This is a genomic window from Pseudoclavibacter terrae, assembly GCF_008831075.1.
GTDB lineage: Bacteria > Actinomycetota > Actinomycetes > Actinomycetales > Microbacteriaceae > Pseudoclavibacter > Pseudoclavibacter terrae.
Genome location: NZ_WBJX01000006.1, coordinates 1 through 12369, shown reverse-complemented (window position 1 = coordinate 12369; position 12369 = coordinate 1). Strand labels below are relative to the sequence as shown.

Here is a 12369-nt window from a genome sequence, read left to right as displayed (position 1 = left end):
CCGACGACGAGGAGGGACGCTGTGGACAACCGCCTGCCCACAGTCGCGACGTCAGCAGAGTGCCGGCATGAGCGCATGACCGACGTGCGCGGGACCGCGAGAGCCACCACCTCGCCTCGGCAGCGGTCGAGCACGAGCGAGCCCAGGCGTCATCTGCCCCTGGGCACCGCTTCCACCGCTAGCCCTTCTGCGCGAGCGCCAGCGGCAGCACGGCGCTCGCTCCGGCGAGACGAAGCTCGCGCGCGCACACCGTCATCGTCCAGCCGCTGTCGACGAAGTCATCGATGAGGAGCACCGGACCCGCCGGGACCTCAAGCGAGCCCGCCGAGAACCGGCCCTCGACGTTCGAGAGCCGGAACGCGCTGTTCCCTCCAGGCTGACCGGCCGGCCCGCCGCGGACCAGGTCCAGGGAGCCGAGAAGCGGTAGGCGGCCCGCCTCGGCGATGCCCTCGGCAAGCGACGCGCTCAACCTGGGCCTCGAGCGCGATGGGACGAAGGCAACGGCCTGCGGGCGCGCGTCCCACTTCCACTCAGAGAGGATGCGGATGCACGCCTGCAGGAGCGGCCCCGTCACGGTCGTCTCCGGGCCGGCAGCAGCGAACAGCTCGCGCAGCGGCCCACCCCAGCCGAGGTCGCTGAGCCGCGCGAGCACGCGCCCCTCGGCCGCCTGCTGCTCTTTCGGGATGCGCCCCTTGAGGTCGACGCCGAGGCTCGCCATGCCGCTCGGCCACTGCCGTCGCGGCGCGATGTCCGCGCCGACACGGTCGAGCGCGGCACCGGCCCTCGCCTGCACCGCGGCGTCCGTCGTCGCGTCGAACCAGATGCCCGCGCAGTTGTCGCAGCGCCCGCACGGGGCGGCAGTCGAGTCGTCGAGCTGCCGCTGCAGGAACTCCATGCGGCAGCCCTCGGTGCGCTCGTAGTCGATCATGGCCTGCGCCTCCGCGGACCGAGCCGCGGCGATGCGCGAGTAGCGGTCGCCGTCGTAGCTCCACGGCTGCCCGGTCGAGACCCAGCCGCCCTGCTCGCGCCGCACGGCCCCGTCGACGTCGAGCACCTTCAGCAGCAGCTCGAGGCGCGACCGGCGGAGGTCGACCGCGGATTCGAGCGCGACCGTCGACCTGGGCGAGGCGCCGAGCGCGCCGAGCACCGCCTGCGCTCGCTCCTCGTCCGGCATCGAGACCGTCGCGAAGTACTCCCAGATGGCGCGGTCCTCCTCGCCAGGCAGGAGCAGCACGTCGGCGGACGCGCTTGATCGCCCGGCACGGCCGACCTGCTGGTAGTAGGCGACAGGCGACGACGGTGCGCCGAGGTGCACCACGAACCCCAGGTCGGGCTTGTCGAAGCCCATGCCGAGCGCACTCGTCGCTACGAGCGCCTTGACCTCATTGCGCTTGAGCGCGCCCTCGAGGCGCTCGCGCTCGTCTGGGTCGGTCTTGCCCGTGTAGGCGGGCGCATGGATGCCTGCCTCTCGCAGCGCCGCCGAGGTGTCTTCGGCGCCAGCGACGGTGAGGGTGTAGATGATGCCGGACCCCGGGAGCTCGTCGAGGTGCTGCAGCAGCCACGCGAGCCGCTCACGGGCGTTCCCGAGGCGCAGCACGCCGAGGCGCAGGCTGGCACGGGCGAGCGGGCCGCGGATCGTGAGGATGCCGCTGCGGCCGAGCTGCTCCTCGATGTCGTGCACCACGCGCTCGTTCGCGGTCGCGGTCGTCGCGAGCACGGGGATGTCGGTGCCCAGACCGGAGATGAGCGACGCGATGCGGCGGTAGTCGGGGCGGAAGTCATGGCCCCAGTCGGAGATGCAGTGCGCCTCGTCGACCACCACGAGGCCCGTGCGTGCCAGGAGCTCGGGAAGCTGCGTGTCTCTGAACTCGGGGTTGTTGAGCCGCTCAGGCGAGACGAGCAGCACGTCGATCTCGTCGGCGGCCAGCTGCTCGCGGATACTCGCCCATTCGTGCGCGTTCGCCGACGACATCGACACGGCGCGGACACCCGCGCGGCTCGCGGCCTCGACCTGGTCGCGCATGAGCGCGAGCAGCGGTGAGATGAGGATGGTCGGGCCCGCTCCTCTGGCGCGCAGCATGAGGCTCGCGATGAAGTAGACGGCCGACTTGCCCCACCCCGTGCGCTGCACGACGAGGACCCGCCTCCGCTCGTCGACGATCGCCGAGATCGCCTCGAGCTGCCCGTCGTGGAAGACCGCGTCGTCTCGGCCGACCAGGGCCCGGAGGATCTGGGTCGCGGCGGATGCGGTGGCCTCGGGAATCGTCGTGTCTGTCACTCCACGAGGCTCCCACGAACCACCGACATCGGCGTTCAGACGGCGCGTCGCGCCCGCTCGAGCACGAGTGCCCCCTGACATGCGGCGACGCTACTCGTCGAGTGCGAGCTCCTTGGGGAGCTCGAACTCCTTCGAACCGGTCTCCTCGACGTTGACGTCCTTGAACGTCAGCACTCGAACCTGCTTCACGAAGCGGTCGGAGCGGTAGATGTCCCAGACCCAGACGTCTTTCATCGTGAGCTCGAAGTAGAAGTCGTGCTCGGTGTCGCGCCTGACCAGGTCCACGCTGTTCGCGAGGTAGAAGCGGCGTTCGGTCTCGATCACGTACTTGAACTGCCCCGCGACGTCGCGGTACTCGCGAAACAGGGAGAGCTCCTGCTCGCGCTCGTAATCGTCGAAATTCTCGTCGTCCATGATCCGCCCAGTCTAGGGGGTCGCGGCCCGAAGCCACGTGTGCCGGTGGAGCTCGCTCGGGCCGGTCGCGGCGATCGCCGCGAGGTGGGCCGCGCTGCCGTATCCCTTGTTCGACTCCCACAGGTACTCGGGATGCGCTTCCGCCGCCGAGACCATGAGGGCGTCGCGCTCGAGCTTCGCGATCACCGAGGCGGCGGCCACGGAGGTGCAGTCCCGGTCGGCTTTCGGTCTCACCACGACGCGCAGGGGCGTCGCGAGGCATGGAGAGAGCCAGTCGTGCGAGCCGTCGAGCAGCACCACCGCATCCGCGACCGGCACCCCGATCGCGTGCAGCTCGGCGAGCGCCCTCTTGGCGGCCGCCCCGAGGCAGGCGGTGATGCCGCGTTCGTCGATCTCGATGGCGCTCGCGTAGCCGACGCCGACGCCCATCGCCCACGACTCGATGCCGGCGCGCGCCTCGAGTCGGCGCTTCGCGCTCAGGAGCTTCGAGTCGCGCACTCCAGCGGGCGCCGCGAGCTCGATCCGCCCGACGTCGATAGCGCACGCGCCCACTGCGACCGGGCCCGCGATCGCGCCGCGCCCGACCTCGTCGACGCCGATGACGACGGGTGCGGTGAGCAGCAGCTGGCGTTCGAGTTCGAGCGTCGGGTCGACCGGTGGGGTCACTCCTGGTCCGTCCGCTCGGGCACACGGTCGAAGACCTCTGGATAGTTCCCGAGGAACGTGAACCTGTCGAGCGGCCAGTTGAGCAGGAACGCCTTGCCGACGACGTCGTCGACGGGCACGAAGCCGCCCCCTGGCTCGTCCTGGTGGTAGCGGGAGTCCTCGGAGTTGTAGCGGTTGTCCCCCATGACCCACAGGTGCCCCTCGGGCACGGTCACGTCGAACGTCATTCCGGATGCGGCCTGACCGTCCTGGAGCAGCAGGTACGGCTCACCGATCGGCAGCCCGTTGATGAGCACCTGCCCGTACTCGTTGCAGCAGGAGACGACGTCGCCAGGCAGGCCGATGACACGCTTGATGAGGTGGTTGCTCGTCTCCTCGGGCTTCAGCCCGACGAACTCGAGCGCGCCATCGACGGCCGCCTGCGAGCCGGACTTGGCGGGTGGCGTGACGACGGGAAGCCATCCGCCCGGGTCCTCGAACACGACGATGTCGCCGCGCTCGATGCCGACCAGATCCGGCACCAGCAGGTTCACGAGCACCCGGTCCTCGACGACGAGGGTGTCGTTCATCGACGCCGAGGGGATGTAGAAGGGTCGGAGCAGGAACGTCTTGATGAGCATCGACATGACGATCGCGAGCACGGCGACGATGACCAGGTCGCGGGCGAACGAGAGCATGGCCTTGCCGAGGCCGCGACTCGGCGCCGGAAGCGGTTCATCGTCGGCGATGAGCCCGGTGACGTGGATGGGCGCGTCTGCGATCGCGGAGGAACCGAGCCCAGCGGGCCGCGCGGCTCGTCCGAGGCGGTGCCGCCCCTCATGAGGTGGCCTGCCGTGGGATGGGGCGCGAAGGTCGCGCGCACTCGCGTCACCCATGGCTCCCCCTCGCGGTCGGTCCGCGGTGGCGGAACCCTCAGTCAGTGTGTGGAACGACACGAATGGCTCCCGCGTTGGGGAGCCATTCGCCTACAGCCTGAAGCCTAGTTGTCGCGCTTCTCGCGGATCTTCGCAGCCTTGCCGCGGCGTCCGCGCAGGTAGTAGAGCTTCGCGCGACGCACGGCGCCGCGGGAGACGATCTCGATCTTCTCGATGACCGGGGTGTGCACGGGGAACGTGCGCTCCACGCCCACCTGGAAGCTGACCTTGCGGACCGTGAAGGTCTCGCGGACGCCGGCGCCCTGACGTGCGATGACAACACCCTGGAAGACCTGGACGCGCGAGCGCGTGCCTTCAACGATGTTCACGTGCACCTTGACGGTGTCGCCGGGGCGGAAGTCTGGGACATCGCTGCGCAGCGATGCTGCGTCGATGACGTCGATAACGTTGGTCATGATTTCGCTCTCTGCAGTCGCCACAGGTCGGCTGCGAAGGTCAGTGAAGAGGTTGGCGTGCATCGCGAGGTGCTCTCGTCCCCTGTGGCAGAGTCGAGCCGCGGCACAAGGATCTAGTAAACCATGCCGGCGTTGCCCCCGCAATGCGAGAGCGGGCCAGGTCAGCGCCGTTCGTCGTCAGGTTCGGGGTCGAGCGTGATGATCTTGCCCGCATCCGGCCCGGAGGCGCCCCCAGGCCCAGACGTCGGCGTCCTGCTTCCCTTCGTCCCAGGCATTCCGGGCCCCGCCATCCCGGGCATCGTGCCGAAGAGGCCGAACGGATTCGCCTGCGGACCGGCTGCCTGCGCGGCGGCGAGGCGCTCCTGGACCACGGCGGTGAGTCGCCGACGCGCGATGGAGCCCGCGACCACCATGGACAGGAACGCGGCGGCGAGCACCCAGAGGCCCGGCGCATCCGGAACCACGGCCCCGACCGCCCAGAGCAGCCACGGGACGATGATGAGCGGCAGGTCGCGCAGTGTCAGGGCCTTGCTCTCCCGGATGTCCGGCCGGAGCCAGAAGTTCGCGGAGAGGATGAGGAGCCCGGCGACGGCGGCGAGACCGGCGAAGCCGAAGACGAAGAGGCGCCCGACGGGCGCACCCAGGATGAGCCACCCCACGAACTGCCAGGCGGCGAGGAAGAGCGCAGCGGGGAGGAGTGCGCGGTAGACGAGACGGCCGATGCCCATGACGCAACGCTACGGGAGGATCCCGAGCGATGCCTTGATCGTTCGCTCACGGCACGGTCGCCGGTACGATTGGCGGATGATCGAGCTGCGCACCCAGAACGAAATCGAAGAGATGCGACCCGCGGGGCGCTTCGTCGCCGAGGTCCTCAGCGAGCTGTCGGCGAGCGCCGCGGTCGGCACGAACCTCCTGGAGCTCGATGCCAGAGCCCACGAGCTCATCAGGAAGCGCGGCGCGAAGAGCTGCTACATCGACTACCACCCCTCCTTCGGCGCCTCGCCGTTCGGCAAGGTCATCTGCACATCGGTCAACGACGCCGTCCTGCATGGCCTCCCCCACGACTACGCGCTCAAGGACGGCGACGTCCTCACGCTCGACTTCGCCGTCGCCGTCGATGGCTGGGTCAGCGACTCGGCGATCACGGTGGTCGTGGGCACGCCGCGCGAGGCCGACCTGCGTCTCATCGACACCACGGAGGTGGCGCTCGAGGCGGCTATCGAGGCCGCCCGTCCCGGCAACAAGCTCGGGGACATCTCGCACGCCATCGGCCAGGTCGCGAAGAACGCCGGCTACCCGGTCAATGTCGAGTTCGGCGGCCACGGCGTCGGCCGAACCATGCACCAGGAGCCGAGCGTCCCCAACCGCGGACGCGCGAACCGCGGAATGCCGCTCAAGCCGGGCCTCGTCCTGGCGCTCGAGCCGTGGCTGCTCGAGACGACGGACAAGCTCGTCCAGGATGCCGACGGGTGGACCCTCCGAAGCGCGGATGGTTCGCGCGGGGCGCACAGCGAGCACACGGTCGTCATCACCGAGGGCGACCCGATCATCCTCACCGCGCGCAGCTAGCTGGCGGGGGCTAACCGAGTTCGGGCGGGAGCAGCTCGGGGCGGACGCGGCGCGTGCGCTCGAGCTGCTGCTCGTGGCGCCACGCGGCGATCTTCGCGTGGTGGCCGCTCAGCAGCACGTCGGGGACCTCGCGGCCTCGCCACAGCGCCGGCTTCGTGTAGCTCGGGTACTCGAGCAGGCCGTCCTCGTGCGACTCCTCGACGAGCGACTCCGGGTTGCCGACGACGCCTGGCACGAGCCGACCGAACGCCTCGATCATGGCGGTCACGGCCACCTCTCCCCCATTGAGCACGTAGTCGCCGAGGCTCACGAGCTCGACCCTGGCACGCTCCGCGGTGTCCTCGAAGACGCGCTGGTCGATGCCCTCGTAGCGGCCGCAGCCGAAGACGATGTGCGGCTCGAGCGCGTAGCGCCTGGCCGTCGCCTGCGTGAAGACGGTCCCGGCTGGCGACGGGAAGACGACAAGCGGTCGAGCATCCGCGAGCTCGGCGTCGTCGGCGACGGCCAGCCCCGGTGCACCACGATCTCCCGCTGCATCGTCGAGGATGGCGTCGATCGTCTGCCCCCACGGCTCCGGCTTCATGACCATGCCGGCGCCTCCGCCGTACGGGGTGTCGTCGACCGTGCGGTGCCGGTCAGTCGTCGCATCCCGCAGGTCGTGCACGCGGACGTCGATGAGGCCGTCCTGCCGGGCCTTGCCGAGCAGAGAGACGTCGAGCACCTGGAAGAACTCGGGAAAGATCGTGACGATGTCGACGCGCATGGGCTCCAGCTTAAGCGGATGCGCGCCCGCAGGAGAGTGCGGGCGCGCAGAACGCAGATGAGGGGACGAGGCTATTCGGCGTCAGCCTTGGGCTCGGCGGCGGGCGCGTCTGCTTCGACCTGCGCCTCGTCGACCTCTTCGAAGAGGCCGTTGGGCGGGGTGATGCTGACGGTGCCGGCCTCGAGGTCGACCTCGGCGACGATGGCCTTCACGAGTGGGACGAGCACCTCGGCGTCCTCGGTCTTGACGACGAGGAGGTCCTGGGCCGGGAAGTGCTCCACGCGGATGACCTGGCCGACGGATGCGCCATCGCGCCGGACGTCGAGCCCGACGAGCTGGTGGTCGTACCAGGCGTCGTCCTCGAGCTCCTCGGCGTCGTTGGAGTCGACCCAGAGAATGGCCTTCGCGAGGCTCTCCGCGGCCGTCCGGTCGGCGATGCCGACGAAGAAGCCCACAGGGTGGCCGTTGTACCAGCGGAGTTCGTGCAGTTCCAGGCTCTTGCCGTGCCACTCGCTGTCGGTCGGCACCTGGAGGCTGAAGCTCGCGCCTGGCACGAAGCGCCGGTCGGGCTCATCGGTGAAGAGCTCGAGCTTGATGGCACCCTTCAGTCCGTGGGCCTTGGTGAGGCGACCGACACGGAGCCGGGTGATGCCCTTCTTCTTGCCTGCCACCTCAGTCGTCAACTACGTCGACGCGAACTCGGCGGCCGTCGGCAAGCGCGGTCACGACGGTGCGCAGCGCCTTGGCGGTGCGGCCGGAGCGACCGATGACGCGGCCGAGGTCCTCGGAGTGCACACGCACTTCGAGGACCTCGCCGCGCGCAGCCGTGCTGCGGTCCACGCGGACATCGTCGGGGTGATCGACGATTCCCTTGACGAGATGTTCCAGCGCGGAAGCGAGCATGACTAGGCCTCGACCTCTTCGGTCGCTGCTTCTTCGGTGACCTCTTCGGCGGCCGGAGCTGCCTTGGGCTCAGCCTTGGGGCGGAGGACAGGCTTCTTGCCGGCCTCTGCGACGAAGGGGACCTTGCCCTCAGGTGCCTTGACCTGGTTCTCGGTCGAGCCTTCGCCCGTGAACTTGCCCCAGTCGCCCGTGAGCTTGAGGAGCACGACGACGGCCTCGGAGGCCTGTGCGCCGACGCTCAGCCAGTACTGTGCACGCTCCGAGTTGACCTCGATGAACGAGGGGTTCTCGGTGGGGTGGTACTTGCCGATCTCCTCGATGACGCGACCGTCGCGCTTGGTGCGCGAGTCGGCGACGACGATGCGGTAGTAGGGTGCCCGGATCTTGCCCAGGCGCTTCAGACGAATTTTGACAGCCACGTGTCTCCTGATGGTGTGTGTATCGGCGAACGACAGCCGGAGGGCGTGGGGCACACTCGGCAGAGCTCAATGGTGAACCGCGGGCCGGATTAGAGGGTCGAGCCCGCGAGGCTCAACTGCCTAGTTTGGCAGATTCTCGGCCAGTTAGCCAACCGCAGAATCATCGCCGGACGTCCCGCGTCCGTCGCGGTCGTCGGCCCAGTCGCTCGAGCGCTCCGCCGCGCGCTGTCGCCGCTGCACGAAGAAGAGCACGATGCCGCCGAGGAGCACGAGCAGAACGGCCCCGATGACGTACGGAACGAAGTCCTGCGCACCCGCTGTGGCGAGCTCCGAGAGTGCATCCGAGTAGCGCATGAGGGCCTCCGCTTCTCGGGCGGCGCCTGCCGTCGCCCGACTCCTCCCCCTATCTTGCGGCGGATTCGGAATACCCCGCAATGCAGACACGCCGCGACCACTGGTGCGTCTACGCTTCAACCATGCGTTTCGCCTCATCAGAGCGTTCGACTCTCGGCGTCGAATGGGAGCTCGGTATCGTCGACGCTGCGTCGCGCGAGCTGACCGGCATCGCTCCAGAGCTCATCGCCCGCCTCGGCGACGAGCGGTTCACGAAGGAGTTCCTGACGAACACCGTCGAGCTCGTGACGGGGGTGCACCGTTCCGCGGGAGCGGCGGTCGATGAGCTGCGCGGCCTGCGGGACTCCCTGCTGACGGCCGCGGATGAGGCTGGCGCGGCGGTCATCGGCTCCGGCACGCATCCGTTCTCGAAGTGGCGCGAGCAGCAGCGGTCCCCCGGCGAGCGCTACCGCATGGTGTCCGAGCGCTCCGGGCGCTGGGGCGGGCAGCTCGCGATCTGGGGCGTGCACACCCACATCGGGATCGAGGACTTCCGGAAGGTGCCCGCGATCATGCGGGCCGCGCTCGCCAACTACCCCCTCATGCTCGCGCTCTCCGCATCCAGCCCGTACTGGCAGGGCGAGGACACGACCTTCAGCTCCCACCGCACGATGATCTTCCAGCAGCTCCCGACGGGCGGTCTCCCGCCGGAGATGGAGACGTGGGAGGACTACGAGCGAGTCGCCCACGACGTGCTCCACACCGGCATCGTCGACGAGGTGCAGGAGCTGCGCTGGGACGTGCGCCCGTCGGCGCAGTGGGGCACGGTGGAGATCCGCATCTCGGACGGGGCGACGAACCTCCGCGAGCTCGGGGCCATGGTCGCGCTCAACCACGTCATCGTCGAGCACGCATCTCGGGAGCTCGACGCCGGCAGGGACACGGATCGCCTCCCGTCGTGGTTCGTGCGCGAGAACAAGTGGAGAGCGGCGCGCTACGGCCTCGACGCGATCATCATCGAGGACGCGCACGGCAACGAGCGCCCCGTGACGGAGGTGCTGGCCGAGCGCATCGAGGGCGAGTACCTGCGGGTCGCCGAGGACCTCGGATGCACGCGGGAGCTCGCGGTGATCGCCGAGATCATCGAGGGCGGCTCGTCGAGCGACCGGCAGCGGCGCGTGGCGGAGGCGCACGACGGCGCGCTTGTCCCCGTCGTCGACTCGCTCATCGAGGAGCTCAAGGCCTGATACCCGCCGAACCGCGGGCGGAGGTCAGCCGTTCGGTCCGAACGCACGACTTTGTTACTTTGTCAGGACAATAGGTGTATGCTGACTCTCGTCCTCGTTCACCATCGGACCGAAAGTTGTACAGAGCCGTATGACCACTACAACAGCTACGTCAGCGTTCGACCTCATCACGCTCGGCCGTGTTGGCGTCGACATCTACCCTCTCCAGACCGGTGTCGGGCTCGAGGATGTCTCCACGTTCGGGAAGTTCCTCGGCGGCAGCGCGACGAACGTCGCAGTCGCCGGCGCCAAGCACGGCCTGAACTCGGCGGTCATCACCCGCACGGGTGACGACCCCTTCGGCCGCTACATCGTGCGGGAGCTCGAGCGCCTGGGCGTGAAGAGCGGCTTCGTGACGCGCGACGACTCGCTCGCCACGCCAGTCACGTTCTGCGAGATCTTCCCGCCAGACGACTTCCCGCTGTACTTCTACCGGCAGCCCAAGGCGCCGGATCTCAACATCGAGGCTGAGACGCTCGACCTCGACGCGATCCGCGACGCCAAGATCTTCTGGGCCACCGTCACCGGCCTCTCCGAGGAGCCGAGCCGGGCTGCGCACCACGCCGCGTTCGCCGCCCGCGCTCGCCGCGACCACACCATCCTCGACCTCGACTACCGCGCCATGTTCTGGCCGGATGCCGCAACCGCGACGGCCGCCATCGAGCCGATCCTCGCGCAGTCGACGATCGCCATCGGGAACAAGGAGGAGTGCGAGGTCGCCGTCGGCGAGACCGAGCCCCAGCGGGCAGCGGATGCGCTCCTGGAGCGAGGAGTGGACATCGCGGTCGTCAAGCAGGGCCCACGGGGTGTGCTCGCCAAGACCCGCGAAGGATCCATCGAGGTGCCGACGCACTTCGTCGACGTCATCAACGGCCTCGGAGCCGGCGACAGCTTCGGCGGCGCGTTCTGCAAGGGCCTCATCGCCGGCTGGGACCTCGAGCACATCCTGCGCTTCGCGAACGTCGCCGGAGCCATCGTGGCCTCGCGACTCGAGTGCTCGACCGCCATGCCATCGACGGCGGAGGTCGACGAGATCCTGAAGGAGAACTCCCTTGCCTGAGACGTACCGGATCCTCGACGAAGCCGCGTTCGACAAGCTCCGCGACGCGCGCGCCGACGGCCCAGCCGCCCTCAGGGAAGCGCTGGCCGGCCGCAAGCGCCGTTCGTCGCTGCTCCCCGAAGACCGCCGGCTCTTCTTCGTGGCGGCCGACCACCCGGCTCGTGGCGCCCTCGGCGTCCGCGACGACGCCATGGCCATGGCCGACCGCTATGACCTGCTCGACCGCCTCGCGCTCGCGCTCTCCCGGCCAGGTGTGGATGGCGTGCTCGGCACGCCGGACATCATCGACGACCTCGCCCTGCTCGGAGTGCTCGACGACAAGCTCATCGTCGGCTCCATGAACCGCGGTGGACTCCGAGGCGCGAGCTTCGAGATGGACGACCGCTTCACCGGCTACGACATCGACTCGATGGTGCGCGACGGCATCGACTTCGCGAAGACGCTCCTCCGGGTGAACCTCTCCGACGCAGGCACGGTCTCGACGCTCGAGGCGAACGCCCGTGCCGTTGACGACGCGGCGGCGGCGTCCCTTCCGATCATGCTCGAGCCGTTCATGAGCGAGTGGAAGGACGGGCGGATCGTCAACGACCTCTCGGCGGACGCCGTCATCACCTCGATCGCCATCGCCTCGGGTCTCGGCAACAGCTCCGGGTCGACCTGGATGAAGCTGCCCGTCGTCCCCGAGATGGAGCGCGTGATGGCGGCGACGACCATGCCGACGCTGCTGCTCGGCGGAGAGCCGAACGGCGACCAGGAGGCGGTCTACGCCAAGTGGGCTGACGCCCTCGCCCTCCCCGGGGTTCGCGGACTCGTCGTCGGCCGCACGCTCCTCTACCCCGCAGACGGCGACGTCTCGGCGGCCGTGGACACGGCCGCGCGCCTCGTGCACACCCCGAGCTGAGCTCGGAACACCGACACCCTCACGTCGCGGCAGCTGCCGCATCCACTCGCGCCGCTCCCAACCCGGTGCACCACAGCGAAGGAAGATCAATGACTGACACTGCTCTGCCCACGATCCAGCACTGGATCGACGGCGCCTACTCGACCACCGCGCCAGCGCGCACCTCGCCGGTCTTCAACCCGGCCCTCGGCACCGCGACGGGCAACGTCGCTCTCGCCGACGACGCCGAGATCAACGCCGCGATCGCCGCCGCCAAGGCCGCGTTCCCGGGCTGGTCCAACACCTCGATCGCGAAGCGCCAGAACATCATCTTCAAGTTCCGTGAGCTGTTGAACGAGCGGAAGCTGGAGCTCGCGCGCATCATCACGTCCGAGCACGGCAAGGTCGTGTCCGACGCGGCCGGCGAGATCCAGCGCGGCCTCGAGGTCGTGGAACTCGCCACCG

Annotated in this window: 16 protein-coding genes; 5 read left to right on the top strand and 11 right to left on the bottom strand. The window is 69.2% G+C overall.

Annotated features, from left to right (window positions below):
• Positions 1-178 precede the first annotated feature (178 nt).
• The 6 genes from F8O03_RS15425 to F8O03_RS15400 all read right to left on the bottom strand — a co-directional run bounded on the left by F8O03_RS15425 (position 179) and on the right by F8O03_RS15400 (position 5416).
• A complete protein-coding gene (locus tag F8O03_RS15425) occupies positions 179-2359 on the bottom strand; it encodes a RecQ family ATP-dependent DNA helicase (protein ID WP_151424669.1) in 2181 nt (726 codons plus the stop codon).
• 9 nt (positions 2360-2368) lie between these two features.
• On the bottom strand, positions 2369-2692 hold the full coding sequence (locus F8O03_RS15420; RefSeq protein WP_068484088.1) for a DUF2469 family protein: 324 nt from the start codon (positions 2690-2692) through the stop codon (positions 2369-2371).
• A gap of 12 nt (positions 2693-2704) precedes the next feature.
• Entirely contained in the window at positions 2705-3358 is a 654-nt protein-coding gene (locus tag F8O03_RS15415; protein WP_151424668.1) for a ribonuclease HII, read from the bottom strand.
• Positions 3355-4233 (bottom strand): signal peptidase I, encoded by an 879-nt coding sequence (gene lepB, locus F8O03_RS15410; RefSeq protein WP_244296322.1) that lies wholly within the window; start codon positions 4231-4233, stop codon positions 3355-3357. The genes F8O03_RS15415 and lepB overlap by 4 nt, the downstream gene beginning before the upstream one ends.
• 104 nt (positions 4234-4337) lie before the next feature.
• Positions 4338-4688, bottom strand: a complete 351-nt coding sequence (rplS, locus tag F8O03_RS15405; protein WP_068484112.1) for a 50S ribosomal protein L19 — start codon at positions 4686-4688, stop codon at positions 4338-4340.
• 161 nt (positions 4689-4849) lie between these two features.
• The gene (locus F8O03_RS15400; RefSeq protein WP_151424667.1) at positions 4850-5416 is read right to left on the bottom strand and encodes a hypothetical protein; all 567 of its coding nucleotides are present in this window, start codon (positions 5414-5416) and stop codon (positions 4850-4852) included.
• 76 nt (positions 5417-5492) lie between these two features.
• Here F8O03_RS15400 and map point away from each other — a divergent pair, with 76 nt between their 5' ends.
• Entirely contained in the window at positions 5493-6260 is a 768-nt protein-coding gene (gene map / locus F8O03_RS15395; protein WP_151424666.1) for a type I methionyl aminopeptidase, read from the top strand.
• 10 nt (positions 6261-6270) lie between these two features.
• Here map and trmD read toward each other — a convergent pair whose 3' ends face one another.
• The 5 genes from trmD to F8O03_RS15370 all read right to left on the bottom strand — a co-directional run bounded on the left by trmD (position 6271) and on the right by F8O03_RS15370 (position 8699).
• A complete protein-coding gene (gene trmD / locus F8O03_RS15390) occupies positions 6271-7023 on the bottom strand; it encodes a tRNA (guanosine(37)-N1)-methyltransferase TrmD (protein ID WP_151424665.1) in 753 nt (250 codons plus the stop codon).
• A gap of 71 nt (positions 7024-7094) precedes the next feature.
• Complete coding sequence (gene rimM, locus F8O03_RS15385) at positions 7095-7694, bottom strand: ribosome maturation factor RimM (RefSeq protein ID WP_151424843.1); 600 nt, start codon at positions 7692-7694, stop codon at positions 7095-7097.
• A 1-nt stretch (position 7695) separates the two neighbouring features.
• Positions 7696-7926 (bottom strand): RNA-binding protein, encoded by a 231-nt coding sequence (locus F8O03_RS15380; protein WP_068484100.1) that lies wholly within the window; start codon positions 7924-7926, stop codon positions 7696-7698.
• A 2-nt stretch (positions 7927-7928) separates the two neighbouring features.
• Positions 7929-8345, bottom strand: a complete 417-nt coding sequence (gene rpsP / locus F8O03_RS15375; protein ID WP_151424664.1) for a 30S ribosomal protein S16 — start codon at positions 8343-8345, stop codon at positions 7929-7931.
• A gap of 144 nt (positions 8346-8489) precedes the next feature.
• Positions 8490-8699, bottom strand: a complete 210-nt coding sequence (locus F8O03_RS15370) for a hypothetical protein (RefSeq protein ID WP_151424663.1) — start codon at positions 8697-8699, stop codon at positions 8490-8492.
• Positions 8700-8821: 122 nt separating this feature from the next.
• Here F8O03_RS15370 and F8O03_RS15365 point away from each other — a divergent pair, with 122 nt between their 5' ends.
• The 4 genes from F8O03_RS15365 to F8O03_RS15350 form a co-directional block, all read left to right on the top strand.
• Positions 8822-9925 carry a glutamate--cysteine ligase gene (locus F8O03_RS15365; RefSeq protein ID WP_151424662.1) on the top strand — a complete coding sequence of 368 codons (1104 nt, stop codon included), beginning with the start codon at positions 8822-8824 and terminating at the stop codon, positions 9923-9925.
• 130 nt (positions 9926-10055) lie between these two features.
• On the top strand, positions 10056-11024 hold the full coding sequence (iolC, locus tag F8O03_RS15360) for a 5-dehydro-2-deoxygluconokinase (RefSeq protein ID WP_151424661.1): 969 nt from the start codon (positions 10056-10058) through the stop codon (positions 11022-11024).
• Positions 11017-11925: a Cgl0159 family (beta/alpha)8-fold protein gene (locus tag F8O03_RS15355; protein WP_104253206.1), complete on the top strand. Its 909-nt coding sequence runs from the start codon at positions 11017-11019 to the stop codon at positions 11923-11925. Before iolC ends, F8O03_RS15355 begins: the two co-directional genes overlap by 8 nt.
• An 89-nt stretch (positions 11926-12014) precedes the next feature.
• On the top strand, positions 12015-12369 hold a 355-nt coding region (locus F8O03_RS15350), incomplete at its 3' end, for an aldehyde dehydrogenase family protein (protein WP_151424660.1).